Below are 26,201 nucleotides of genomic sequence, written 5' to 3' on the forward strand. Positions count from 1 at the left end.
CGACTCCCCCCTTTCTTCTACACCGATTTCTCACCAACAGCCATGTATAGCTGTCTGAGAATAGAATGACCTTCCGTATTCAGCATGTTTCGCCATGCAACAGATAGCTTGCCCAGTGCCTTGCTGGATAAATAACCATCACGCACCAACTGCACAGGAATGCCTACACCCTCCGACTTTAGAAACATTTCGTACCCAAGAAGCTCACTGTGAGCGCAAATGACTTCGAAATCTATTTTTCCAAGTCCGCCTTGCTTGAGGACCGTTGGCAGTTCACGACCGATTTTCGGGTTGCCGCCTTCCGCATAGCGTGCCGCACAGTAGGCATCATACAGCTCTCGCAATTCTGGTACATGTGGGGTGGTCATGATGTGCATCTCAAAATCATTGTCGATAAATACCGCTTTGCCACCTGGTTTTAACAACCTCGCAACTTCACGAACCGCACCGACTGGGTCGGGTAAATGTTCCAATACGAGTCGAGTTATGGCAAAATCATAGGAATCGCTAGGTAAGCCAGTTTCCATAATGGATCCCGCGACAATCTCAAATCGATCAGATTGCTTTTGTGTCAAATAGTTTCTGGAATAATCAACGAGAAGAGGATCAATCTCCAATCCCGTCATTCTGCAATTTGGAAACTCCTGCATGACCTTTTCCATTACGAATCCTGGCCCCGAGCCTAGCTCTATGACCGACATCCCATCTGTCAGACCAAACTCAATATGATGCTTCAACTCTTTATCCCAAAACAACTCCACCTGAGATTTCAAACGTTCTATTTCTACCTCAACATTCGTTGCAATGTTTGCGATTTGATAAGAACCTTCCATGTTATTCCCTACCTCCGCCATTCAGATATAGATTCGCTCAAAAAAGTCAAAATGTGGCCAGCAACAGCTTCCCATTCAGGATCAAGCATCATATCATGACTGATATTTTGGAACAGAACGGGTTCAATTCCGTATGTTTTGCCAATTCGGCGCGTTGTTTTCTCAGAAATCATCCGATCCTGCTTGGAGCCGAGAACCAGCATCGGAGCTTTCCCACTGATGGTTTTTGGAACAATTTTTCCATTCATCTCGGTTCTTGCTTTCAGTGATTCAGGCTGCAAGAGCTTCGCCCACTCGTCCTTTTTTTCAATCGGCAGCTCCTTGGAAAAAAAGACATTGGCGAGCAGTGAGGCATCTCTTTTTTCGTTATATGTAAATAGCTGCATAGCTTCTTTAAAATTATTGAACATCAATCGGAATAAGTCGCGCATCCCGCCATGCGGAGGAATCGAGGCAACGAGAACGGTACCCGAGATTATATCTGGATGCTGGTGCAAGATCTTCTGCACAATGCCTCCGCCCATGGAGTGTCCGATCAGCACTGGCTTGTTTTTTAGACGCCCGATCACTTCAAGAACATCATCCGCGTAATCTTGTAGTGTGTAGGAATGAAGGTTTTCAAAGCCGTCACTTTCACCGTGTCCACGAAGGCTCAGTGCATAGGAAGAAAAGCCTTTTTCAGCAAAATAAGGAAGGAAGTTTTTTTCCCAACACCATGCTCCGTGACATGCTCCATGTACAAAAAGAAGAGGCGCTTCGCTTGAAACGCCTTTAGGGTGGTATTCTACTAGTTCCAAATTCATTTTTCGCCGTTCCTTTCTTATTTGAGAGTCATTCCTTATTTACTTACTTGAACCTGTTAAGGCATAGATACGTTGATTCAAAAGGGTGGCTGTCTCCTTGATCATCATTTCACCGATTTGATCAACATAACGGTCTCTCCAGTTTTCAATAGCCGTTCCCTTCACCCATTGATTAAAAGAACCTAGCGCAGGACCGCAGTAAATCTGATAATCCACTTTATAGCTTTCGGCTCCATCCAAAGCCCAGTCAAAACAGCGGTTAAAATACCATTTGAAAAGTAACGCCATCTTGTATTTAGGCGTTCGTTCCGCTCTTTTCAGTTCCTGAGGTGGGCAAGTAGTTTTCATCTGTTCATACACCTCTTCAAAGCTGCGTTTAAAATACTTTTCCTGGAGCTGTTTCTTGGTTTTCTCATCGATTTCATCAAGCGAGTTGTATTGACGATAGAGGTCGTGCAATTTGTTCGCTCTCGCTGGAAAGAATAAGCCTTTTTTCAACACCTGAATTTTGGCTCCCATTTCAAACATTTCACCGGCTGGAGCATACTCTGTGTCTTGAACATTGGCCAACTGCAACGAATCCTTCACCGACTCGCTGGTCGCCGCCTCCACTGTGCACTGGTTAATCGAACCTGTGACAATATAATCCGCCCCAAGCATGAAAGCGACCGCAGCAGCTTCAGGAGTTCCAATGCCGCCCGCAGCCCCGATTCTGATCGGCTTACGGTATCCATACTTGTGCATCATGTTATCTCGGAGCCTGATCATCGCTGGCATCAAAGCAGATGCTACACCGTGATCAGTATTTCCTCCAGAATCGGCCTCCACCGTTAACTCATCCGCCATCGGAACTTCTCGTAACAGACTCGCTTCTTCCCTTGTCAGCTTTTGTTCTTGCAGCAATTTTTCTATCAGGTACTCAGGTGCCGGACTTAAAAAGGCTTCCGCTACTTCAGGCTGTGATACCTTGGCAAAAATTTTGTTTGCCGCCTCCACTTGCCCGTTCATCGTCCGCTTTAATCCCTTGGCCCGATAGATAATCAACGCAGGGGTAATCGCCATAAATGCAGATGCTTCAATCACCCTCACTTGGTAAGCAAGATACAGCTCGACGGTTTTTTCTTCCATCGACGGGTCGCTTGGATGATGCAGCAAATTCATCCCATACGGCTCGCCTTGCTGTAGTTCACGTTGAATCTGTTGGATGGCACGCTCGATTCTATCCAGCTGTAAGCCACCGCTTCCGAAAAAGCCCATCATCCCGGCTTTCCCCATTTTAATGACCAGCTTTTCCGATGAGATTCCCTTGTACATCGCTCCTGCCAGGTAGGGATATTTCAGTTTGTAGTCCTGCTTAAATTGCTGATTTCCTAGTGAAGAAGCGGTAATTCCTTTAGGCTGCTCCATGTGGTTCGATATCTCTTCCGCCTGTACGGCGATAGCAACCGGCTTTACCTCTTGCTCCATGTTTTCTTTCTCTTCTTCCACTTCTATGATCAGCGGCTCTGCTTCATTTCGGATCGTAGTAACTAATTTGGTCAACACAGTACCAGGGCCGACTTCTTCTATTTCGTTTTCCCCCAAGGCCAGGAGATATCGAATGGTGTCATTCCATTTCACTGGGTGTGTAATTTGTTCAACCAAATTTCGTTTCACATCGCTCTGTTTATAGGGTCTTGCGTGAACATTGGAAATCACAGGGATGGTCATACTGGAAAACGCAAACTGATTCAAATAGTCCTCAAAGTTCTGCTTCGCATCACTCATGTAACGGGAATGGAATGCTCCGCTCACCTTTAGCGGTATGTATACTTTTACGCCTGCTTCCTGAAAAACAGGGTTGGCACGCTCGATATCTTCTTTTCGACCTGCAATCACAAATTGAGCAGGAGAATTGTGATTGGCAATATCGATACTGGTCAAATTATTTTCATGTAATACGCGTTCCACTTGCTCCAAAGTAAACCCGATCACAGCCGCCATCCCTCCACCGACGGCCAGACTCATCAACTCGCCTCTTTTTTTCACCAAATGTAAGCCTGTCTCAAAATCAAACGCCCCTGATGCAAAAAGTGCATTGTACTCACCCAAGCTGTGCCCCGCCACATAGTCAGGTTTTTTCCCGGTTTCCTTCACTTTTTTCAGATAGCTAAGCGCATTTACCACATACAGAGCAGGCTGGGTAAATTGCGTTTTACTTAATTGTTTGTCTGGATCATGCAGACATAATTCTTTGATGGAATAACCTAATATCTGATCAGCTTTGGCCGTTATTTCTGGAAACTCATCAAAAAGAGAGCCCCCCATTCCTTTTATTTGGGAGCCCTGCCCTGGGAAAACATATGTGGTCATTTTTCTGCCTTCCTTTCTGTTTGTATTCAAACTTTTATTTGAGAATAGCTGCTTGATGCGCTCTACATTTTCGCCATCCTTTTTAAAAGGAGTGATAATCGAGTGGCATTCTGATTGTGAATCTTGCCGCAGATTTCGCTTTGTAAAATTACTCAAATTTCCTGCTGGTCCCAAATCTAAATAAATATAGCTTTGCTGTTTCTCCAGCTCTTGGACAGCTTTTGGAAGCTGCATTGGTTTTCTTACCACTTGCCAAAAGTAGTCAACTGGCAGTTCCTTCATGATTTCGCCATGAACACACGATACAAAGGGAATCTGGGGAATTCCAAACGATTTATGTTTCAATACCTCCCGATAATGTGGTTCAGCCGGATCGATGTAAGATGAGTGAAACGCATACGATACAGGTAGTCGTTGACAAATAATCCCCTTGCCTTTTACATAATCCTCCATGCGCTGTAGCTGATGACTGCTCCCGGAAATGACAAAATGCGAATGAAAATTCACCGCTACCAACTCACTATTTCGCTGCAAGAGCGGCTCTTGATAATAAAGATCGGGATTGTGGAGAATCGCAAGCATACTCCCTTTCTGACAATACGTTTCGTAAAGGGTGGCTTGTTCAACCACGAGTTGCAGCAATTCTTCCACAGGCATGATCCCAGCCACAGCCGCCGCCGCAAACTCCCCCAAACTGCTCCCCAGACAATAGTCGGGCTTCATTCCGCTTTCCATGAGAACCTGGGCCAGAGCGTATTCCACCATAAAAATGGCGGGATGCGTATAAAGGGTGCGATCAAATATGTCGTCTCGACGCTTCGTGTCATCATATAACTGGGCAAGGACAGACTCCCCGATCAGGGAATGTACCTTTTCATCTAACCTAAGCATCCATTTGCGAAATACCGGATTCTGATCAAAAAGGTCTTTCCCCATCTGATAGTACTGAGACCCCTGTCCAGAAAACATAAACACAACAGGCTTTTCCATGTATGATGCACCCCTTGTTTTCATGAAGGTTTTTTATAAAGAAAACTCCCCACAGCCTGGTCAATTGACCGCTAATGGGGAATTTTTATCCGAGATTTGTCATGGATGGTTCTATCTCCTGAAGTACATCCTTTACTACAGCAACACTCCACTCTGTCTTTTTCGGGTAGGTGATCGAGCACACATAGTCACCAAGGATAAAGGATGCCGTATGGTATTGAGGAAAGTTTTCAAAATGACTATAAACAACCCCGTCCTTTGCCTCCACTTGGCTTATTTCATAGATATGAAAAGAGGTTGTTAAGCCTGTCTTCAAAATTTTGGATAACGCTTCCTTGACTGTCCAGAAAAGAGTAAGATTCGTTTCATAGGAATAAGGCAAGTACGAGAACAAGCTGCTCTCTTTCACAGTCATTTGCGTCTCTAGAACTTTATTTCTATCAACACTAATTCTCTCCATATCAATCCCCATTGGTAGCTCTTCCGAAAAAGCAATGGCGGCTGCAAGATCGTCACAGTGGGTGATACTCACTTGGACATTAGTTGTATTCGGTAAGTTCACGACAGGGTGATGAAAAATGCCCTGTTCCATACATATTCGCTCTAAGCTGTCTTCTCCAGTCAAAACCGAAACAGCTCTTTTGGCGACATATCTCCCTGTCAGGTAGCTTTTTACTCTCCGCTCAAACTCCAGATGAAAATAGTACTCGAATTCTTTTGGGTGCAGGAATTTTACTATTTTTAAAAAATCTGCGGGAACAGAAAAGTAGCCTATGCACAAACTGGCACGAAACTCTCTATCTGTACCTTTTATAACGAATTCTCTGGTCGATATCTGTGAAAACGTATGCATTCCTCTCTCCGCCTTCCGTTCTCCTACTATGCCAAAGGGCAGAGCTTCCCCAGTTCGTGGGTAAATAAATATACACACTACTGTTTCTCCGTATGACCTCCCTACGTTCCTTTAACGTGCCGAAACATCGCTTAAATTCCCTAAGGGATTTTACTTTCGATAAAAAACTTATATCGCTATCTCTTTATATTTATACAGAATGTTACAACAACCGAGTTTATTGCATAACGCAAAAAAATTGGGTATATTTAGTATAATACCATAAAAAATGGTAATTCATCTACTCAATCATTCCCATTTTTTTTGGAAAGCAGCCAGCGCTCCAGATACTTACGAATCCACTTCATAATGAAAGGATTGCTCACCTTGAAATGGTATGCCATCTTTGTAGAATCTGGTAAAGAAGAAGTCGTTCAAAAGTACCTCAAACTCTATTTTAATGAGCAGTCTTTAATGTCCGTTGTGCCGAAGAGATTGGTTCCTGAGAAAAAGTCAGGCATTGTGTATAATGTCATCAAGAATATTTTTCCTGGGTATGTACTTATTAAGACTGAAATGACTAACGAAATGTTCCATAAAATCAAAAAAATTCCTGGAAGCTTGCGTTTGGTCAATAACGGTAGTTACTATTCGCAAGATGAGGGCGCTTATTATTCGAGCATTGACGAAAAAGAAATCACCCTGATACTCCAACTCATGGGAAACGGTGAGGTTGTCGATTACTCAAAAGTTTATCTAGAAAATTCAAAGGTGATCGTAGAAGCGGGTCCCCTAATAGGACTGGAAGGCATTATCAAAAAAGTGGATAGGCACAAAAATAGAGCGAAAATACTTTTAACCTTTATGGGAGTAGAGAAAACAATAGATGTGGGAATTGAAATCCTCTCAAAACCTTTGTAAAAGGGGAGCGTTGCGTACGCGCCCCTTTTCCTTTTCCTTTTCCTTTTTCTTCCACACCACTTTATAATTCGTCATTGCACCCTCCCCTCCTGTCCGATAAGCAGTCATATATTTTCTTCATACAAGCACGCATTCCATCGTAAAAACATAGGCTCATGGTAAGTGTCATTCGAATAGAATTGCCCTGCTATCATTTGGGAGGGACAGACAAGAGTTCGATATATGCCCTTTCAAAAGTGTTAGATCCTTATTCTTGTTTGGAAAGGAATTTGTCTACATGGTTTTCTCGGACGAAGACAACATGTTTACTAGTCAGGCTGCCATTTTCCTTGCAGCCATGAGCTATCAGACTTATCTCCTATTTTTTGAAGAGGAGCTTATCTTACCCAAAGGTTTTCAGCTTCGATATACGATTCGGGCTTTTGCAGATGCAGAGAATCCAACAGAACATGTATATGGTTTTGTAGCAGAATCAAAAGATGAAATCATCATTGCCTTCAGAGGATACGCAGCATATCCGGCAGACCTTTTGGCAGCTTATGACATCCTCCAAGTCCCCTATCCTTTTGTTACAGATGCAGGGAAAACCTCACGTGGATTTACATGCCTGTATCAATCAACACGGGATCGGTTACTCAGAAAAATAAATCAGTTTTCAGCATCTAAAAAGCTGTTTATTACTGGTCACAACTACGGCGGCGCGCTAGCTGTGCTGGCAGCTTTAGATATTGCGGAAAACACGCAGTTTCGGCAACCAATCGTTTATACCTATGGCAGTCCGCGTATTGGTGACCACCACTTCGCTTCACGCTTTAATAAAGTTGTTGCCAATAGTCTACGCATTGTAAATGTTCACGACCCTTTTCCTACATTCCCCGATCAAAAGTATCCGCCTCCTTTTACCCAGGAAGGTATCTATTATCAACATGTAAAAAACAAGTTTCCGATCTCGTTTCAACTGAATAATACGCCTCGCAACGATAGTATCGCCTGCTATTTTCATAGCCTCACTCAGCTTGACCCTGATTATGCCCAAACGCTCTGTGTGGAAAATCCGGGGTTTTGTCCCGATACCGATACGTGTATTCCGTTTCAAGGCAAATGCTAGCTTTTACAGCCTGGAAACTCAGAAAGGGAGACACATGAATGATCGATCGTATATATAACAGCGAAGATGCGATTTTACTTGCGGCCATGATCCATCAGGCCTATCAGCTTTTTGAAACAGATTCACTTGTCTTGCCAAAAGGGTATCGTCAGCGCTCGACGATTCGAGCATTGGCTGGTGTTGAGACTCCAGAGCAAGAGATATTTGGTTTTGTAGCCGAGTCTCCAGACAGTATTGTTGTTGCTTTTCGGGGAACACGCACGTTTAATGACAATGAGTCTGATCAAGATTTGTATCAAGTCCCCTATCGTTTTGTCAAAAAGGCAGGAAAGACCCATCGTGGGTTTACTTGTATTTATCAATCTGCGAGAGATGAATTGATTCGGGAGTTGAGCAAGCTATCAAGATCGAAAAGACTATTTGTTGCGGGGCACAGTTTAGGGGGAGGTTTGGCCGCACTTGCTGGTTTGGATATTGCGGTGAATACGAAGTTTATGCGACCTGTTGTGTATACGTATGGGAGTCCTCGTGTCGGAGATCCTGTCTTTGCTTCGCGGTTTAATGAGACTGTAAAGAACAGTGTTCGGATCGTGAATGTTCATGATATTATTCCGACTTTGCCGTCCAAGGTGTACCCTCCTCCGTTTACGAAGAAAGGTTTGTACTATCAGCATGTGGATCGGAAGAATTTGTTGGATTTTCAGTTGAATAGTCTAGCTGTAAGGAATCATGAAATTGTTTGTTACTATAAGTTTCTGGCGCAGGAGGAGCCTGGGTTTACGGAGAGGTTGTGTGCGGCGAATGAAGGGTTTTGTCCGGATACAGGGATGTGTGTGCCGTTTTTAGGGGGATGTTGATTCAATTGAATCACTCTCTTTTTTTATGCCCTGTTTATCACGCCGTACGAGGTAATCTAACAAATCGAACAAAAAACTTATTGATAACCATTTTCAACGAGATTATAATGGATGTAATTTCCAAATATTTACTTTCGCTCATGGATGAGCAAAAAAGGAGGCATTACAATTATGAAAAAAGCTATTTTAGCAGGGGCATTAGGAATTGCAGTACTATCAGGTGTATCTTTGCCAGGATTGGAAGTCTCAAATGCTAGCGCAGCAACAACGGCTTTAGACATGCGAGAAGTTACGAAATACTATTCTCTGAGCTCATACGAAGTAACGCAAAAAGAATCTTTCTCGCTTAAAAAGGGAGAAGAACTTACGATATTTGTAACCAATTCAGGATTCCCGATTTCTTATACAGTCTTTGATGCGGATAATCAAGTGATTGGTACATACCCTACTAATTCACCTTACGGACGCGTCTTTCAAGCAGAAAAAGACGGCAATATTTCTGTACAATTTCAAGCTGGAGCGAACTCTTCCTATATGAAAAAAATGAATTTTACAGCTAAATTCGCTATTTCCAAGTTTCATTAAGCGTTAAGCGTATGTAAAAACAAGGAGGGCTGTCTCGAAAGTCGATTTTCCGACTAAGAGACAGTCCACTTGGATTCATTAACGATTCAAAAAACAGTGTTGTAGACGCCAATGAACCAAGCGCAATAAAAAAAAGAACCCCCTTGTCCATCAAGGGGAATGAGGTTATTGGTAATGATTTGAAAGAAGCAGTCTATAAGTACAATATAATCATACACGGATGTTCTGTTCATAAAGTAAAGACTTACAGAATTGCAATGGGACAACCATTTTTCCCCGTTCATTGCCCATTATTTCTTTAATTCCTCTGGAATTTCAGGTTTCCCCACGAAACCAAAGGATGCTGTAGTTACCGCCAATACCGCAACAAATGAAGCAATTGTAGAAACATGTTTCGCTACGAACATCATCGCTTTATTTCTCATCTTTTCCACCTCCTTTCAGTGGAATTAGCGTCAGCGCTTGCACAAAGAAGGTCTTTACCAGCGTCTCGCTTTCTATGAAAAATAATAAACTGACGATGATAATTGAGATGCTTTTGAGGAGCAACGTCTGATTTTGTTTGAATAGTCGTGATTGCATTTCCATTTCTTGGGGTGCAAAAAGTGCTACTAGGACTAATGTGATGATAATTATCGGGGTGACAAAATCATTAGGAAGGGGAACTAGAGGGATTAATACAGCTCCCACTATACTTGTCATGGTGCAGTAGACGGACGATGAGTAGTGAAATCCTCCTGAAAATTGGCGTAGTACTAAAAATCCGGCCAATGTGATTAATGTTCCTTGAAATGTCCCTATCATGAGTGAAAGGGTAAGGCTAATCGTAATGATGAGCAGCATGTTGATGATAAGGATTAACCCAAACTTCATTGTAGGGACTGACTTCGTTTCATGCGGATTGATCGACTTTAGTTGTATGGCTATTCTTTCAGCGAGAGTTTCAATCATATTCCCCATCCCTTTTTATAGCCAGCCATGCCAGTATAGTGATTCCGATTGCCATCCCAAAGAAAATCCACACTAAGGAAGCAATTCCATATGTACTTGCTAATTTAAACAAGACCGTTATCAATACACCTGTTACAATGATCAGTGACAAAATAACCATGTTGATTCTATGGTGAATAAAGAAAGGCGCTCCGTCTCTGACAAATGTAAATTGCAGTCTACATTTCCTAAGTCCATAGCATAATGCAAAGGTAAGGAATGCGGAGATTGTCTGGAATATGAACCCTGTGTTGATGCTTCGATCCCCTAACGATTCAATTGTCTCTAGGATTCCTATAACGGTCAGGAAGAACACTTCCATCATCTGAATACCCAAGTATATTCCTGATGTGATAATAGTCATTAAGGCAGCATGTCCCCAATTCACGTTCCATACTAAGATTAATGCCCCAAAGATTATGACGACTTGGGCTATGGTTGCATAGTCTTCATATGGCGTAAATTGTCGTAGCCCAAACGAGAAAAGCATTAATACCAGACTCACAAAGAGAATCCGGTTGATATGCACCAAAAAACCAAACCGAAATAGTGTAGTCATAAGAGCAAAAATTGCGAGGTATTCTAATGTTGAAAATAGGACAAACAGCATTTAACTTTTTCACCTCAATTACTTATTGAGGGTTATATTCTACTAAAAACGACAGATTCCTGCTTGTTTTTACCAATTTTGACATTTTAGAGCGACTCTGTGGCAGCTGAGTACAGAAGTATGCGTTTTGAAGAAAAGAGAGCTTGAGGTACAGGTTATCAAGATAATAGTTTTGGCGTTTGTAAGATATTAGAGACACCACAATCCCTTCAAATCTGAACAGAACGTACAAACGAGTCTTAAAGAGCGTAGAATTTCCAAAAATGTGTCTCTATGACCCAAGACATGCCCATGGACGCTTCTTCTTACTCAAGGTGTCAATCCTAAAGTGGCAAGTCAAAGATTAGGACATGCAACCATCCGATTAGCTCAATACTCTTACTCCTTCCAAATTCGTGTACCTAAAACAAAAACCGCCCGGTTAATTACCCGAGCGGCTTATTCATCGTGTGTATACTTAGTATAGAGCAAATATTGATTTGCTAGCAAAAACCGTCAAAAACGTCAGATATGTCAATCCTTCAAGGTGAAGAGGTTATTAGGCACTGAGTAGCCCCCACCAAAGCACAAGGACTTTACTAAGATTCGAACGCCGTTCTTTCCGGAAAATTTCCGCCTTCTCTAATTAGACAAACTGCCAACCGCTGTGCCGCTCTGTCAAAATAAAACTTGGATGGAATACTTGGGTCGGGTATACCTTCTAGCTCAGAAAATTTTCTGGTTAATTTGTTTAATTCAATTTTACCCATTATATTTTCATTTGGTCCAAATTTGTAGACAACAGTTTCATCATTTTCAAATTCTTTTAGTAACAAAACATATGAAGCCAATATTACTCCTCCTCTGGTGGATACCATGGACGCCCAGAATCTACCGTTCTGTCGTGAGCAGTCCTGTAATCCGTCTTAAATATACCTTCAAATTTAGTTTCAAAAAGTTCATGATTCAATAAGTCGATGAAAAAAGCCGCATTCGTGCGACTTTTTAATACTCTAAGGGAGCGATAATATGGTTAATGTGAACATGATGAACATCGTATTGTTTGGTGTAATTGCTGTTTTTTTGATCATTTTGTTTTTCACAATTAATAAGAATCCATCAAGGAAATACTGGAAATTATATGCAGTTAACATAGTAGTTTTATGCTTTGTTATAGGCAGCTATTTTAATAGTGAACAAACTGGGATGAATTCAATTTTTGTACCTATAGTATACTTCCTTGTTATTTTATTAAATCTCCAACAATTAATCCGAGCACTAAAAAGTACACAAAAATGAAAACGATAGAAACATTTATCATTAATGATGATAATCTATTAAGCCCTCCTGTTAAGATAAAGGAGGGCTACACTATTATTTGGATATGTTTGCTGCATCACGCAAAGCATTAGCAGCGTAGTGAGCGACTTCCCTGACCTCTGGATCGTTATCGCTTGCCATCCAGACCGAACCGAGAATCGCGATTACTTCCTCTGCCGATTGCTTGTCAAACTTGTTCACAGGTTTTTCCACAGCAGGTGGACTAGTATTCCACCTGCCCTCGCCGCCCAAGGCATCTTTGTAGTCTACTATGTGCCCTGCGAGCGCCTGTCCATTTTGGTACTGATAGAGGTTAGCAGCTTTCGAGAACTTGCCCCTGCTCCAGGCATAAGTCTGCCAGTAATGTTTGCAGGCTCCCCGTTCGCCATTTCCTATACAACAGCGTAAGGGCCCTATACACGGACCGAATAACAGGGCAGCTCGTTGACTGCTGCTTTCAGGTAAGCCTCAATTGCTCCATAATCTTTTGATTGTGAGTCATAGTCCACAAGACCCTCTCAACTTGCTGCAACACTACGAACGAATCACGAAGAAAAGCGGACTCCCAGCCATTCGTTTTCATGATATACGCCACAAGTTGAAAAATGTTGTCAAGCGACAACGTAGAAGGATTATGTTGTCAGAGTGGTTGGACGAGGATATAAGAAAAACCCTTGATTTCTCAAGGGTTCTAACGTTCATACTATGGTGATCCGGACTGGGTTCGAACCAGCGACCCCCACCCTGTCAATTAAGACATCACCGTATCCCCTCTTATCCCTTCATATCCTAAATCGCATAACATCAACGTTTCTAAGGTAATCAATTAACCTCTATTAACCTTAGAAATACTGCTTTTTCCGATATTTCGCCACCCATTTTGCCACCCACTTTTGATGCCAACTAAGGGGAGATATTCACTCCTCTTAGTTCCCTTCTAACCAATTAAGAAACACACTTTTTGCTACCTTAATTCTTGTTCCAGCTCTTGCTATATGGAATTGGCCTGAATTACAAAGTTCATACGCTTGGCGCTGTCCAATGTTCATTATCTGCTTTATGTCCCTTACATCTAGCACATCTGGATAAGATTCCAAAATGTTAATACTATTTTTCATATTATTATCCTCTCCCATTTGTATGTATATGTCGAATCGTTTGATTAACTTGAACAAATAAAAAACCCATCGACTAAATCGACAGGCTCCTTTTTACTTCAACAATATTTTCCATCAACTCTTCAATACGCCCCTGTCCTTCTTGCTGTAGGGTTAACTCATGCACGCAAAGAATGTCCACTTGACCACGTTTCGCCCATGCGATCAGAACCTCACTGTTTTCATTCTTTTCCTTCACAACTCGTATGCCCTTTGATTGCAGTTCTTTTGCTGCTTCCTGCTTCTTTTTAAAGGCAAGGCTCCCGACCTGTCGAAGAAGAGCCATTCCGAGGTTAGGAATTTTTAAGTCTAATGACTCCACTTTCGCCAAATCGTGCTGGATATACTTAACGGCTTGATGCCAAATTAGCCACCCCATGACTAATTCATTTGCCTCCACAGCAAACACCTCACTTGCGAACTTTTGTTCTTATATTATGTGATCACTTTTTAAACTTTTCAATGGGAATTCCGTTCGATCCGAAAATATTCCGCACTTGCACATAAAGTCGAGGTGGTAAGTCTGGAAACAGGAATGCGACTTCTCCAATTGTACTGGCTTCACACCAAGGTACGATGAAATAGAACGATGGTATCACTGGAAAGCACACTCCTTTCAATAGAGTTAACAATAACATGAAGGAGTGGGACAAAAAACTGTTCAATACAGAGATCATCTTCTTAACGTTGCCTAGCTTTTTTAGAAGTGATCTTTACAAAGTGGACAGTTTAAACAGCAGGGTCAGTCTAAGCTTTTTTTAGAAAAGCAATTATGAAATTGATTACATAGATGTTAGAGCTTATCATGATAACTTCTTTTTGAAACAACTAATAAAACGGTTACCAATTCAACATGCTCATATTCTAGCTTTCGACAAGAAATATACAATAAAATACACAATGTTACATTTTACTAAATTAACTAAATATAGTAATATATGAAAATTAGGATAAATGTACCAAAAAAAGGGGTTCCTATAATACATTCTTCAGCACGTTATCCTAAATAAAATTAGTTCAATTTAGATGAGGGAGAAATTAGATTATGAAAAAAAAATACTTAATACCAATCTTTTATGTCCTCTTAGCAGTCTTAGGGCTTAACACGATTTTCGAAAAAGAAGCCCTTGCTTTTAATATTTTCGGTTATAAGTATGATGTTCATATTAATAACCAAAAATACTGGATGAGTGATGAGGAGAATAGTCAACAAGGAATGCTGATTAAATCAGCAGTGGCAGATTGGAATGAAACAAACAACACCGGAAACACTGGGGTTAAATGGAGATTAACGGGTATTAAAAATGACTCAATTATGGACTTCACTGGATACACTTATGAAAAAGGGGTACTTGGAGTAACCATGTTTTTTCGTGGAAATAGACAAGTCCATCCATGGAATGAAAAGTATGAATTTACAACAATTCTTAGACAAAAAGATTTCGATAAGTACAAAATAGATAGTGAAGCCTATAATTTACCGATTGCACGAGAACAAGAACTTGTTTTCCAAGCTATGATTGCTCATGAGATGGGTCATGCCATCGGAATCGCTCATACTGATTTTCACAGTGATACCCTGATGTATGCGGATTCAACACCATGGACTAAATGGGGAATCTATTATCCCGATGATGATGCTATTAAAGCTGCAGCACTATTGTATGGACCCTAATTAATTTATATTTCAACACCAATTTATCAAGTGTTTGGAAGGAGAATACTAATGATTAGCATTAAGAATTTAAAATCCACAAAAAAAATAGCATTAGCTACTATTGGTTTTATAACAATTGCAGGACTTGCTGTTTACTATATAGGCGACTTAAAAAATCAAAATTTCCTTTATTCCAGTGATTCAGATTATAGAATAGTTTCTGGTGAAGCAATGTTTACCGAGACATTCACTAACGTGGAGGGTCTAGCTAAAAATGCAGATATCATAGCCGAAGCTGAAGTTATTTCTCAAGAAAATAACGCTAATTATGAAAGACTAGATGTATATACAGTCTCTGAATTAAGATTAACTAAAGTCTATAAAGGTGATGTAGAGATAGATGATACAGTATCTGTACTGGAAACTGGAGGGGAATTCGATGAAAGAGAGGTGGCCAAATATTTCGCAGGAAAGCGAGGATCTAAAGTGAATGATGATCTTGGTGAACCCAGAATAACATCGGTAGGCATTGAAGGAAGTATACCTATGAAAGAAGGAAATAAATATTTTGTTTTCTTAACAGAAGATAAAGATGACGTTTATAACATAGTAGGGTCAGTTCAAGGAAAAATAAAGATTAATGACGAGAACACCCTTGTATCCCAAGTTTCATTGGAAGTAATAGAACATGGTAATAAACATAATAATCTTTTTTTCCTGCAAGAAAATTATTCAGGAGAAAATATCTCTGAGCTTACAAACGAAGTTGAACGTATAGTCAATAACTAGCTTGACACTCCATTGATAAATACCCTTTGAGCAAATTTGCTGCCTAATTCGTCAAGAAATAACTTCTGCTTATTGTGATGAATACCTCATTTAGTAGACAGTAAGAATACCCCCCACCGGTAGGTCGATAGCTGACGCCTGAATTCAACAGGCGTTAGCATTTTTAATTTTCTTTGTGACCGACTTTGATTGTAAAATTAAATACACTCCTCAATTCACCTTTGTGCCTCGTCTAGACTTCGGATATCATACAGGTAGAACCCTTCCGATTTGAGATGGAAGAAGAAGCTCTTCACCGTAACGTTTAAACTTCTGCCCTTTCTTTGCTAACATAAAAGTGCACCCCCTAAAGTTCAAATGTCTACTTTAGGGGGTGCACTTCAAATTACCCGAGCGGCTTATTCATCGTGCGTAGCCTTAGTATAGAGCGTTTATCGATTTGCTTGCAAAAACCGTCAAAAGTGTCAGATATGTCAACCGTTCGTTCATTAACCTTACAACCTTGCTTTCCAAAAGAAAAAGCACCTAGATCGGTGCCTGTTTACTCAATAGCCCCATTACGTTGGAGCAACTCAATCAGTTTTTTATCATTTATTTCCATGGCAGTTTTGAGTGGTGACTGTTCGTAATTATCTTTCTTGTTCGGGTCAGCCTTGCTAAGAAGTAAGTAATCTACGACTTCATATTGTTTTTCAATAACAGCACCTAAAAGGGCAGTCCTTCCGTCACTATCAGTTACATTAGGATCGATATTTTTCTCAATGTGGAACTTAACTTTATTCAGATCGCCGCTTCTTGCAGACTTAATAAACTCCTGAGGATTAAAAGACTCATCATAAACGCTGTTGAAATTAGGTACATCTTTAGCCGTACCACCAGTTAACTGATAGAAGAAAACTCCAAAGATAAACAGAAATACACTTAAGAATATATAGCGTTTTTTCATTAACTGGCACCTCGATGCTATTTTTTCATATTAAACTATTCGACAAGTGATTTAGAAAACCTGTTACATTGTAGCAACAGGTTTTCTAATCAAACAATTATTTATACCAATTTCCATCGTACACTTTTCTATAGTCTGAGGATTTCACTTTACTTTCAGCCAAAATCAAGAATGGCTTTGCTTGTTTAAATGCAGCATCTTGATCATCCATATAGGAATAGTATCTGCCATAATAATTATTGGTCCAATCCATTACATTCGAATCATCAGCAACACTCTTAAAATCACTATACGAAGAGATCTTGTTTCTTTTCATTTTTGGCAAACGATTTAAAGTATCCCCAAATGCAGGACCCATCGCTTCTAATCCATTTAAGCCTAAATCGGTATAATAACTTAATCTTTCATCATAATAGTCAAGTGCATCCTGACGAAGGAGCAATCCCCATTCATGATTTGTTGTTGCAATGCGAGTCTGTACTTGTCCTAGGCGACTATCATTAGAACCAAGATAATTCCACAGAAAATGTCTGTAGGCATCTCTTAACATTGAGTCACTTTTGTAATACCGCTCAGCTGTATCTCTTGCCTCGTCTGCATGATTTTTTAACCTCTTCATATCAGATAGAGATAATCCCTCATCATCGTTTAGGAAAGCCTCAATTGCATTGCCAGTGCGTAATGCTTTTTGATTATCGTCATACTTCGCTCTCAACATTACGCCACTATCATCTTCTTCTGAACTAGGATCGTAAACTTCAGCTTTATAAGCCTCGTAAAATTCTATTGCTTCCCTTTGCTCATCTGATAATTCAAATTGTGGTTCAATCTCGGATGATTCTGTTACCTCATTACTTGCAGCATAACCAGGCACTGTAGTTGAACTAATAGCAAGAATTAGCGCGACAGTACTTGCTTTAAGCATTGTTTTGAACATTAGTAGGACTCCTTCTAATCTGTTTTTTGTTATCCGTAATCAAATTTACCATAATATTAATATTAATTCCAATATTTTCTTTAAATTCTATTCGTTGTTATTCGATGTGGCATTGGGAGAATAGTTTATTCCTTTAGTAACAAGTGCCCCACAAAAAATCAGCCACTCAGTTCGTACCTGAGCGGCTGATTCATTGTTTCACCTATAAACGTCAAGAATTTTAAATGTGTCAGATGCGTCTACCTACTAGAAACCTAACAACTCTTCATAGTATAGTTCCCTCGCCAATCGGTTTACGATATCCCGCTTAATCTCGTTTAATCGTTGCCGTGAAACTCCTACGTGCCTTGCAATACTGTTCATACGCATGCCGTCCATCATTCATTCCAGGACTGTTCTGTATTTGTTGTCCTCCAGGTTTAATGAAAATTCGTTTATCTGCCGCACCTTGTTTTCAAGGCTTTTCATTCGCTCGATTCGCTTTTCATACCGTTCTTCCGGAATAGTCATGGTGGAGAGGCGTACACCTTTCCCACTTGGCATACCTCCTGCATCACCATAAGTAGCGACTAACTTTTGCTGGATCGCCGGATTTGAAATAATCGCTTTATCAATTTCCTTTCTCAAACGCTCTACCTCTTTGACCATCCAATGATAATCCTTGATTTCTTCTTCGATTTTCTGTACTACTTCAAGCGCTGGTTCAAGATTGATAAAGGCGAGCTGCCCGCTTCGATCCAGCAAGCCTTGATTCTCTATGATGTAGTTGTCCCACTCCGGGCAGGTTTCGATCTTACCAACGTGGAGGTTGTGGACACTACAGATCGATTTCTTGCCCCATTGAGTAGCGGGGCATTTTTCACATACTTTTTCGATCAGCTTATCTTTCACCTACACCACCTACCCTTTTCTAGATTCTCATTTAACAAATCGTGTGTTGTGCACAGTCTTAGCTTGAGATATTTTTGTGAGAATTTTGTGAGACGAGTTTGATAGGCTAAAACTGCCCGTTGTAAATCTTTACCTTTTTGCCCGCTGAGGGAACGCCGTGTGCGATGAAAGTCGCCCGCACGGTGTAGGCTCGTTATAAAACCGAGAGATAGAGAGGTATAAGACGAGAATAGCGGACCACCTGCAAATGTTACTCTTAATCCAGGTTGGGAAAACGGCGCTACTTTTTCTATAAAAGTTGGTGCTGGTTTGGGAATATACTCAGATGCGGTAGCAGTCGACGGTTACGGAGGCACAGTAACCCTATCTAATTTAACCAGCAGTGCTCCTGCGAAAGTGACCATTACAAATGATTCTGGTGTCTTAATGATTAGGAGACACGCCAGCGGAACCGCGACAGTTTCTTATGATGTCACCGATAGTCAAGGTCGGAAAAGCACGATTAGTTACACCGTTATCGAACCGTAGGTACTTAAAAAATTGTAATGATTTTTTTACCTCACCTATCTAGGTGGGGTATTTTTTTCAACATTACTGACAGTTCCTTTTGTTCTATTCAAAATTACTGTTGTGTTAAACACTAAATCCGATATAATGATAATTTTGGAAGTAACTTGCAACTAACGAGGTGATGCAATACAACCTTAAAGATAAACACTTATGCCGAACCAAGATCTGTTGAAAAAGTACTACTAATGAACGAAATCGTGAAATAATCCTGGAGGCCTTGCATGAATAAGATCCAACAAATAGCCCTAGTAATTGGTTTAATAATGTATCTTCTTACCCCGGCATTTTCCTATGTGAAAGATGTTTCATCTATGACCGCCTATGAAAGATTCAAACCCCAAGAATCTCAATCAAACGCTCAAGAGTTTCTTACCCACATTCTAGAGAATATCCATGAAGGAAATTTAGGTGGTGATATCACTTTTCATCTTACAAAAGAAGAACTAAAATCAAAATTTGGTATAAAAGACGAAGACTATGTTTCAGTTAGGTTACATACCAGCTTTTTCGACCGAAACGGGTATAGATATATGCTTAATAAATACGAAGGAGAGGAACGTCTAACTGCCATACAAGCAAAATTTGAATCATTAACAAAAGAACAGATTTTTAATATTTTCGGTGAAAATACGTACGGGAATCAAAAATATAGATATGAGATTTGGTATAAAGTTGAGGATTTTATGGTAATGTTTTCGAATACTGACCCAGATAATCGGAATAACTACAATAGCATCATGGTTTCACCACGTACTACTTTTAAAAATTGATTGTACTTAATCAGCTTGAAGCATTTATCTCATGAGTGAATTTGTACTCTGCATTACATCGTTCAAACCTCTTTTCTTCTCTGAGCATTTTGTAAAGTCCTGATCCAGTTAAAGAAAGATGCAAGTAAAAAAGACTTCACTCATTCGGCAAAGTCTTCTTAGTAATTGGGTATTTAATATAAATAAATCAATTACCATAACTCCAAAACCTTACCATATTCCTTTACTTCATCGCTCATCTTATCAATTGTTGAAGCGTCTAGAATAGATTTAATCAAATGCTCACCTGCTTTAAACTTGGTTACATCAACTGTAAACTGAGAAACACGATTATCCCCTTGCTTTACACCTATTGTAACGCTTTTAGCTCCCTTAATGTCTTCCTGTTGAAGAAAGTCGTAAGTTTGTGTTAGTACATGCTGTGTAGCAAGCCCAGCAGTCAGTTCTTCATGCATATGTACCACAACATCAATATGCTGAGTCAGCTCTCTAGAATCATTTACATCAACACTCTTGGCATATGCAAACACTTCTGTACTGATTTTACTCTCTTCACTCTTTACTTCAGTCGCCTTTTCCTCTTGTGGTTTTGTCACTGAAGTATCTTCCTTTTGTTCAATAGGCTTAGTCTCTGTTGCACTTTGCATAGCTTGTTCTTGAGTAACTTCAACTTCTTGTTTACTTACCTGTTGCTGCTCAGAACATCCGACCACAACCAAAGATGTGACCAATAAACCTGTTACAATTAGAGCATGTTTCATAGGCTCATTCACTCCTGATATAAGTGTATTTTCCTGTATTTTACCATTTGTAGTTTGTAAGACTCAATTAAATGCCTCTTTTATCAGAAAGCTACTTCCAATACCCATCCACTGCTATTGCTACAGTCCTGAAATACTGATCTATTAAATAAGATTCCTGCTCCTCTTTATCATGGGCTTTAAGCCATTCTTGCTGCATATCCTCATTTCTAAAAACATTTGGTCGCCAAAATGACAGCCCCAGTTCATGAAAGGTATAGCTATATCCTAACTCCCAATCATTTCTATCATATGGAGAAATTTTATCAATTCGTTCAACTAAATCCTCTGCTTTTGTCTCAAATACATTAATATCCAAAAGCATACAGGCAATATCTTTATCACCTTTAAAAGAAGACAGCTCTATGAAGATAACCCTATCATCTGAATCGTACTCTACCTTGAAATCTCCAACGGACTGCACCGCCGTTGAATCTTTCCTTGGATTGTAGAGTCTCAAACCATTTGCTTCGGCGTACTTTCTTACTTCCTCTCTAGTCATTCCTAACGTTATCTGCCCAATTCCTTTTCGTGGCTCAAGTATGATCGTTTCCATGAGCATCCTCCCTTTTTATTTCTTAATATAGCATTAAATATCGATTGCAATGTTAAATGGTTCTAGTACAAACTGGGGTTTGTAATTTCTAAATTGCCACTTCATTAGTTCAATAACAACTTGTAAATTAACAGGTACTAGCAATTTATATAATACTTTTTCAGCTCTTTTATTGGCATCTCTTTCAATCATTAATGTTAAGAAATATCGGGGCATGAAGATCACCCAAAAGGAAATGTCCAAGATGCTGCTGAAACTAAATGAAGTAGGATTCAACGAACGTGAACTTGAGATATTGGAAGATTGTAAAAACAAACAAGATAGAGAGCATTTCGGGTCATAAAAGTAAAACAATTAACTAATTTAGGAAGTAAAAAGGATAATTCCGTAAAATTTTTCCATTAAATTGCATATTTTCATATTGACTAAATTCCTGATGTTGGTATTATATAAATGTATTACCATAACATAAGAACATAAATATATGATTATGTGTTTATGTTGTTGGTTGATACAAATAATCAGGAAAAGGAAGATTAATAATGACAAAGTGGTACAAAGTTTTAATGATTTGCCTTACGCTAGTATTGAGCGTGAGTTTCTTGACACCAGAAACTTCATATGCAAGAGATGGATTTGACACTGATTTGTATGATGCGAAACTTAAAGCAGCAAATGAGGTGCTTACAGATGAAGATCTTGTTGAAGGCGAAGAGGATGAAATTAGATCAGGTGGTAGGATAATTAGAGAACTGATTAAACTAACGTTTAAACAGGGTGACAAGAATAATACAACCGAGAAAGTATATGCAACAAAAAAGAAGATTAAAACTACAATAACCAGACACGCAAAGGCAGCAGCATACGATGATAGAATTACAGCTAAAGATATAGACAGAATTCTTTCAGGCAAATCAACTGGGATTAAGGCTTTACAAACATATGAAGACACAGTAACAGGAGGGAAAATCATCGTTGATCCGAATAGTAAACTTGTCGTTGTAATGAGCAAGGGTGGTAAGAACATACTTACGGTTTACACAGATTCAGGTAAAGCGATTAAAAACAGACCAAATGACGGTAGATGGTCAATGATTGATTGGTTCTATGGAGAGTAAGAATCCACATGTTACCGTAAGTGCGGTAATTAGGGGGGCATCATGGTAGTATTACTAAAAGATGAAATTGATACGGGGAGATATCTCGAGTTGTCTTTTCTGTATCATAATAGAGACGAAGATGAGGGCAGTAAGTTAGTCGCAAAGTTTTATTCAGAAAACTGCTTAGAACTAGAGTTGAAGTTTAGATGGACAAATCAAGTATTACAATTATTTATAGACTTGCTCAAACAGTTCCCAATTGAAAAATACAAAGGTGTATTTTCTCACTATGAGAAGCATCTAGAAATGCGCTGGCAGAGCAAAACTTCATCAGACATTTACGATTTAACATTTGATTTATTGGCAGAGGACGAAGATGAGTTTTCAATAAGTGTTAGTAAAAAGAATGTCCATGACTTTGGTTTAGCGCTTGATCTTGCAATGCAAAATGCTCCAACACCTGATGAGTATAACGAATAAATTCCTGATTTAGGAAAGGTTAAAACCTGATGCTTACATGGCAGTGCTATTAAAAGTTCCTGTAAGCATCAGGTTCAAAAGAAAATTGCTAATGACACTGTGTAAATAAAAGTGTGCATTTTATTCGTTCAATTCACCTATCAATGGATCGATTAATAAGCGAAATTCGTTTATTGAAATTCCAAAACCATATTGCTTTAATATATCGTTTAATTCATTGTCAAATATTTCGGTCTTGATCAAAGTCAAATCTCTCAGAAGTTCATCTACCACTTCTTGATCTTCCATTAATCGATAAAAACTACTGTATTTTTCAAGTATACCTTGCGTTAGCTTCTCATTATTATTGCAGTAATACATTGCCATAAAGTGCTCAAAAGTAATAATCTCTTCTTTATCCATCTCTTTCACTCTTTCCCGTTCAAATTAACATTTCATATGACTTCTTTAATACCACATATGTTCTAACAGGAGTATAGTGTAATTAATTAAGGTAAAATCATCATTTACTTCAAGCAACCCTTTCCAAATCGGAGCATTGTGCTTCCCGTTCTCGTTCTATGTTGAAAGCAGTTCTTTAATGGCTCTCTTGTAACGCAGCAGTCGCTCAAGGTCTTTCTCAGTTGGCTCTGGAATCCTTGACAAATCGCTATTGTCCTCTAAGTCACCCAACTTCACTAACCTTGCGATTGAATTTTGCTTTGTTCTTCCGACGAATTCCATATATGTTTCGTCATCATTTCTGGTCAAAGCAATAACTGCCGCAATGATTTCCTCAGAGAACCCTTCATTTCGAAGTTCTTCCACTGTAACATCTGTATCCTCAAGCACATCGTGTAAAACAGCTGATATCATAGTTTCTACAGTCGACATCTTTAACATGATTCGCAAAGGGTGAAGTATGTATGGGTTGCCACCCTTATCAACTTGTCCCTCATGAGCTTGTGTTGCAATGTAAATTGCCTTTTCTAATGTACTCATTTACACTCTCCTTTCTTATGAAATCCCCATTTTATCGTCTTGTAACTTTTACAATCAAATTAACAAGCATTATCGAAGATATTAATGATAATCCATATAGGATTGGCTTATTTTCGGCAGGCACCCAAAAGCTTTCTTCAATTAAATAATATACTATGACCGAAAATAAAAACGTAAGCAGCAAGGCACTGATACATTCAGTAACCATTTGCTTCATTTTCACTCAATTACACTTCCTTTTGAAATGCCAATTTAATCAAGATATCTATTCTTTTCCTCCACTTTGACACCGATTTTATTAAAAATGTTGATTGCGCTATATGAGTTACTGTAAACTTCTACTTCAGTTTCATGATTTAGTGGCTTGAGTAAATCGCTCCCTGTGTGAAACAGATAGGTAATAATCCATCTTGGACTTACCTTTCTTCCTTTTTTATCAGTAAAGTAATATCGAATATTCTTAGGACTATAATGCTCTTTGCAATATTCCACGAAATCCATTTTCTCAGCAATCGAGTAGACAGTTGGGCTATCTAGTTCAACATATTTATCAGGAATATCAAAATATTTTACTGGTACTTTCTGATTCATAAAGGTTCATCCCCCAAATTTCCTAATAAAAACGATATTTAATTCTATCCTAAATACTTAGACTCAATCATCTCAAGCATTTCATCATAGAGTCGAGCACAGTTATCAACCCACTCAGGTTCTGAATCATCTAGGAAATTCATCTTGTCAATTTCGGTATCAATTTTTCTAACGCGACTAACTACTTCTTTATCAAGTAAGTGAAGATTCTCATAGATAATTGGACGCACACTATCCATATAGGTTTTTATTTTGAAATCACGTAGATTTATATACTTTCCAGCGGTCACTATCATGTGTTCACTAGCACTCTTCAATATTTTGTTGTAAACAATAAACTTGTTTTGTTCACTTTCTCGCAGTTCAGTACGTTCCTTATCTTCCAATTCCCATTTTCTTCTTTTTTCGGCTTGCATATTGTCATGCTTGTTTTTCTGATTATTCATTATCCAAGTTCCTAGTGTTCCAATTAAAGTACCACTGAGCGTCCCTATCACAGTAACAATTACTGTATCCATCATAACAACCCTTTCAAATCGCTGTTTTATCTACCCTTCTTGCCTTTTAACAAGATAGCTCATAATATAAATGTGATAATAAAGTAAAGAAGCTATAGCCCCAAGTTGAAAGAATCCTCTAGTATTTGTCAGATCTAAAAGTATCTTTCCACCTGAGAGAACAAGTAAGAAAATAAATGTTGCCAAAATACCAGAAATCAAGTAAACAACACCTTGAAAAACATACTTAAATAATGAATTTGAAATCTTTATTTTCCTTTTAATAATATCAATTACTAATGAACTTGGAACACCTAACAACAGATAAACAGGAGTGGCATATATCAGATAAATCATCACCAAACTGACAAAAGAAAAGTATTGTACATTAGGTTCACGATCAATTTCTGGAGTATAGTTTAAAAACGCTAATGACAGGCAGAAAATTACGGATGATACTAGTGCAGTTAATATTTTTCTAATCACAATTGCCCCCCTAATCAAATTACCTTTTCATTTGGATTCTTAATTCATTTGTTCTATAAGACTTTACATAGGTAAAGACAACAAAACTTAGAAAAGTCATTACACTAAAGACACTTCCCTCAATGCCGTACTCGCCACCGTTTATTAACGTTTGCTGTGACAACTCTGTTGTTAACAATATTGTTTTATCTCGCCATATCCCCAATAACCCAGAGGTGTAGTTCCACGCGAAATGAAAACCACATGAAACCCAAATCGCTCCAGACTTTTCTCTCAACTGGGCATACCATACTCCAGCCAAAAACAAAGTTGTTATTGAAAGGAAGTCGATACCTAATCTAGTAAAATGAAATGCAGCGAACAGTCCTGAACTAATTAAAGATGATGCTAGTGCACCAAACTTATATTTCAAAATTCCGTATATGTACCCTCTAACTAAAATTTCTTCTCCAAGTACAGCAATAATGCAGAAAACTGTCCAAGTAACAAACACTGTCCAATCAAAGGCAAACTCAGTTATCTTATGCCCTTCAAACAAATAAGCAATAGTGAAAATGGCTAACAGAGAAATACATCCACCGTACAACCCCTTGGTCAAATCGCAAAACAAGCCATTCAACTTTAAACCTATCGACCATTTTTTTCTGTCAAAATAGAAGTAAGTAATCAAAGATGCAAAAATTATACAAATTGAAAAACCATTTTCCGCTAAATTCTGTAGTAACCATCCAAGCACCAAGAAACTGATAACAAAGAGCCCTAACCGCTTAAAAAATTCAGATATACAATGTTTCATGCCTTTTCATCCAATCA

The 26,201-nt window shown here is 39.2% G+C and carries 31 protein-coding genes; 9 read left to right on the forward strand and 22 right to left on the reverse strand.

Features of this window, described 5'->3' with window-relative positions; genetic code table 11:
* Positions 1–17 precede the first annotated feature (17 nt).
* From ACFVS2_RS09485 to ACFVS2_RS09500, 4 genes are all read right to left on the reverse strand, one after another.
* Entirely contained in the window at positions 18–833 is an 816-nt protein-coding gene (locus ACFVS2_RS09485) for a class I SAM-dependent methyltransferase (RefSeq protein ID WP_390233267.1), read from the reverse strand.
* Positions 834–841: 8 nt separating this feature from the next.
* Positions 842–1,636, reverse strand: a complete 795-nt coding sequence (locus ACFVS2_RS09490; RefSeq protein ID WP_390233269.1) for an alpha/beta hydrolase — start codon at positions 1,634–1,636, stop codon at positions 842–844.
* 39 nt (positions 1,637–1,675) lie between these two features.
* The gene (fabD, locus tag ACFVS2_RS09495) at positions 1,676–4,978 is read right to left on the reverse strand and encodes an ACP S-malonyltransferase (RefSeq protein ID WP_390233271.1); all 3,303 of its coding nucleotides are present in this window, start codon (positions 4,976–4,978) and stop codon (positions 1,676–1,678) included.
* 85 nt (positions 4,979–5,063) lie between these two features.
* Positions 5,064–5,831 (reverse strand): 4'-phosphopantetheinyl transferase superfamily protein, encoded by a 768-nt coding sequence (locus tag ACFVS2_RS09500; protein WP_390233272.1) that lies wholly within the window; start codon positions 5,829–5,831, stop codon positions 5,064–5,066.
* 366 nt (positions 5,832–6,197) lie between these two features.
* Between ACFVS2_RS09500 and loaP the strand changes: the two genes are divergently transcribed.
* From loaP to ACFVS2_RS09520, 4 genes are all read left to right on the forward strand, one after another.
* Positions 6,198–6,731: an antiterminator LoaP gene (loaP, locus tag ACFVS2_RS09505; RefSeq protein ID WP_390233274.1), complete on the forward strand. Its 534-nt coding sequence runs from the start codon at positions 6,198–6,200 to the stop codon at positions 6,729–6,731.
* A gap of 277 nt (positions 6,732–7,008) precedes the next feature.
* Complete coding sequence (locus ACFVS2_RS09510; RefSeq protein WP_390233276.1) at positions 7,009–7,839, forward strand: lipase family protein; 831 nt, start codon at positions 7,009–7,011, stop codon at positions 7,837–7,839.
* Between the two features lie 38 nt (positions 7,840–7,877).
* The gene (locus tag ACFVS2_RS09515; RefSeq protein ID WP_390233277.1) at positions 7,878–8,696 is read left to right on the forward strand and encodes a lipase family protein; all 819 of its coding nucleotides are present in this window, start codon (positions 7,878–7,880) and stop codon (positions 8,694–8,696) included.
* Between the two features lie 171 nt (positions 8,697–8,867).
* Positions 8,868–9,281 (forward strand): hypothetical protein, encoded by a 414-nt coding sequence (locus ACFVS2_RS09520; RefSeq protein ID WP_390233279.1) that lies wholly within the window; start codon positions 8,868–8,870, stop codon positions 9,279–9,281.
* A 290-nt stretch (positions 9,282–9,571) separates the two neighbouring features.
* Here ACFVS2_RS09520 and ACFVS2_RS09525 read toward each other — a convergent pair whose 3' ends face one another.
* From ACFVS2_RS09525 to ACFVS2_RS09555, 7 genes are all read right to left on the reverse strand, one after another.
* Complete coding sequence (locus tag ACFVS2_RS09525; protein ID WP_390233281.1) at positions 9,572–9,706, reverse strand: cyclic lactone autoinducer peptide; 135 nt, start codon at positions 9,704–9,706, stop codon at positions 9,572–9,574.
* The gene (locus tag ACFVS2_RS09530) at positions 9,696–10,232 is read right to left on the reverse strand and encodes an accessory gene regulator ArgB-like protein (RefSeq protein WP_390233283.1); all 537 of its coding nucleotides are present in this window, start codon (positions 10,230–10,232) and stop codon (positions 9,696–9,698) included. Before ACFVS2_RS09530 ends, ACFVS2_RS09525 begins: the two co-directional genes overlap by 11 nt.
* A complete protein-coding gene (locus ACFVS2_RS09535; protein WP_007716832.1) occupies positions 10,225–10,881 on the reverse strand; it encodes a hypothetical protein in 657 nt (218 codons plus the stop codon). The genes ACFVS2_RS09530 and ACFVS2_RS09535 overlap by 8 nt, the downstream gene beginning before the upstream one ends.
* A 578-nt stretch (positions 10,882–11,459) precedes the next feature.
* Positions 11,460–11,711, reverse strand: coding sequence for a hypothetical protein (locus tag ACFVS2_RS09540; RefSeq protein WP_390233285.1), 252 nt, complete (start codon positions 11,709–11,711; stop codon positions 11,460–11,462).
* Between the two features lie 523 nt (positions 11,712–12,234).
* A complete protein-coding gene (locus tag ACFVS2_RS09545) occupies positions 12,235–12,381 on the reverse strand; it encodes a hypothetical protein (protein WP_390233287.1) in 147 nt (48 codons plus the stop codon).
* 725 nt (positions 12,382–13,106) lie between these two features.
* Positions 13,107–13,316 (reverse strand): helix-turn-helix domain-containing protein, encoded by a 210-nt coding sequence (locus tag ACFVS2_RS09550; protein ID WP_390233480.1) that lies wholly within the window; start codon positions 13,314–13,316, stop codon positions 13,107–13,109.
* A 55-nt stretch (positions 13,317–13,371) separates the two neighbouring features.
* Entirely contained in the window at positions 13,372–13,737 is a 366-nt protein-coding gene (locus ACFVS2_RS09555; protein WP_390233289.1) for a YhjD family protein, read from the reverse strand.
* Positions 13,738–14,382: 645 nt separating this feature from the next.
* Between ACFVS2_RS09555 and ACFVS2_RS09560 the strand changes: the two genes are divergently transcribed.
* A complete protein-coding gene (locus ACFVS2_RS09560; RefSeq protein WP_390233290.1) occupies positions 14,383–15,012 on the forward strand; it encodes a matrixin family metalloprotease in 630 nt (209 codons plus the stop codon).
* Between the two features lie 51 nt (positions 15,013–15,063).
* Positions 15,064–15,783 carry a hypothetical protein gene (locus tag ACFVS2_RS09565; RefSeq protein ID WP_390233292.1) on the forward strand — a complete coding sequence of 240 codons (720 nt, stop codon included), beginning with the start codon at positions 15,064–15,066 and terminating at the stop codon, positions 15,781–15,783.
* A gap of 541 nt (positions 15,784–16,324) precedes the next feature.
* On the opposite strand, the gene ACFVS2_RS09575 is transcribed toward ACFVS2_RS09565, so the two are convergent.
* The 3 genes from ACFVS2_RS09575 to ACFVS2_RS09585 form a co-directional block, all read right to left on the reverse strand.
* Complete coding sequence (locus ACFVS2_RS09575; protein WP_390233293.1) at positions 16,325–16,729, reverse strand: ankyrin repeat domain-containing protein; 405 nt, start codon at positions 16,727–16,729, stop codon at positions 16,325–16,327.
* A gap of 97 nt (positions 16,730–16,826) precedes the next feature.
* Positions 16,827–17,666: a hypothetical protein gene (locus ACFVS2_RS09580; protein ID WP_390233295.1), complete on the reverse strand. Its 840-nt coding sequence runs from the start codon at positions 17,664–17,666 to the stop codon at positions 16,827–16,829.
* A 381-nt stretch (positions 17,667–18,047) separates the two neighbouring features.
* Positions 18,048–18,557, reverse strand: a complete 510-nt coding sequence (locus tag ACFVS2_RS09585) for a hypothetical protein (RefSeq protein WP_390233297.1) — start codon at positions 18,555–18,557, stop codon at positions 18,048–18,050.
* Positions 18,558–19,348: 791 nt separating this feature from the next.
* Here ACFVS2_RS09585 and ACFVS2_RS09590 point away from each other — a divergent pair.
* On the forward strand, positions 19,349–19,897 hold the full coding sequence (locus tag ACFVS2_RS09590) for a hypothetical protein (RefSeq protein ID WP_390233299.1): 549 nt from the start codon (positions 19,349–19,351) through the stop codon (positions 19,895–19,897).
* Positions 19,898–20,088: 191 nt separating this feature from the next.
* Here ACFVS2_RS09590 and ACFVS2_RS09595 read toward each other — a convergent pair whose 3' ends face one another.
* The gene (locus tag ACFVS2_RS09595) at positions 20,089–20,658 is read right to left on the reverse strand and encodes a hypothetical protein (protein WP_390233301.1); all 570 of its coding nucleotides are present in this window, start codon (positions 20,656–20,658) and stop codon (positions 20,089–20,091) included.
* A 91-nt stretch (positions 20,659–20,749) separates the two neighbouring features.
* Positions 20,750–21,253, reverse strand: a complete 504-nt coding sequence (locus tag ACFVS2_RS09600) for a hypothetical protein (RefSeq protein WP_390233303.1) — start codon at positions 21,251–21,253, stop codon at positions 20,750–20,752.
* Between the two features lie 542 nt (positions 21,254–21,795).
* Between ACFVS2_RS09600 and ACFVS2_RS09605 the strand changes: the two genes are divergently transcribed.
* Positions 21,796–22,371 (forward strand): hypothetical protein, encoded by a 576-nt coding sequence (locus tag ACFVS2_RS09605; RefSeq protein ID WP_390233305.1) that lies wholly within the window; start codon positions 21,796–21,798, stop codon positions 22,369–22,371.
* A gap of 42 nt (positions 22,372–22,413) precedes the next feature.
* Positions 22,414–22,833 (forward strand): hypothetical protein, encoded by a 420-nt coding sequence (locus tag ACFVS2_RS09610; protein WP_390233307.1) that lies wholly within the window; start codon positions 22,414–22,416, stop codon positions 22,831–22,833.
* Between the two features lie 120 nt (positions 22,834–22,953).
* On the opposite strand, the gene ACFVS2_RS09615 is transcribed toward ACFVS2_RS09610, so the two are convergent.
* The 6 genes from ACFVS2_RS09615 to ACFVS2_RS09640 all read right to left on the reverse strand — a co-directional run bounded on the left by ACFVS2_RS09615 (position 22,954) and on the right by ACFVS2_RS09640 (position 26,184).
* Complete coding sequence (locus ACFVS2_RS09615; protein ID WP_390233309.1) at positions 22,954–23,235, reverse strand: hypothetical protein; 282 nt, start codon at positions 23,233–23,235, stop codon at positions 22,954–22,956.
* A gap of 156 nt (positions 23,236–23,391) precedes the next feature.
* Positions 23,392–23,814 carry an HD domain-containing protein gene (locus ACFVS2_RS09620; protein ID WP_390233311.1) on the reverse strand — a complete coding sequence of 141 codons (423 nt, stop codon included), beginning with the start codon at positions 23,812–23,814 and terminating at the stop codon, positions 23,392–23,394.
* A 252-nt stretch (positions 23,815–24,066) separates the two neighbouring features.
* On the reverse strand, positions 24,067–24,405 hold the full coding sequence (locus tag ACFVS2_RS09625; protein WP_390233313.1) for a hypothetical protein: 339 nt from the start codon (positions 24,403–24,405) through the stop codon (positions 24,067–24,069).
* 44 nt (positions 24,406–24,449) lie between these two features.
* The gene (locus tag ACFVS2_RS09630) at positions 24,450–24,923 is read right to left on the reverse strand and encodes a hypothetical protein (RefSeq protein WP_390233315.1); all 474 of its coding nucleotides are present in this window, start codon (positions 24,921–24,923) and stop codon (positions 24,450–24,452) included.
* A 30-nt stretch (positions 24,924–24,953) separates the two neighbouring features.
* Complete coding sequence (locus ACFVS2_RS09635; protein WP_390233316.1) at positions 24,954–25,388, reverse strand: hypothetical protein; 435 nt, start codon at positions 25,386–25,388, stop codon at positions 24,954–24,956.
* 19 nt (positions 25,389–25,407) lie between these two features.
* The gene (locus ACFVS2_RS09640; RefSeq protein WP_390233318.1) at positions 25,408–26,184 is read right to left on the reverse strand and encodes a CPBP family intramembrane glutamic endopeptidase; all 777 of its coding nucleotides are present in this window, start codon (positions 26,182–26,184) and stop codon (positions 25,408–25,410) included.
* Positions 26,185–26,201: the final 17 nt, after the last annotated feature.

Source organism: Brevibacillus sp. NPDC058079 (genome assembly GCF_042885155.1).
GTDB lineage: Bacteria > Bacillota > Bacilli > Brevibacillales > Brevibacillaceae > Brevibacillus.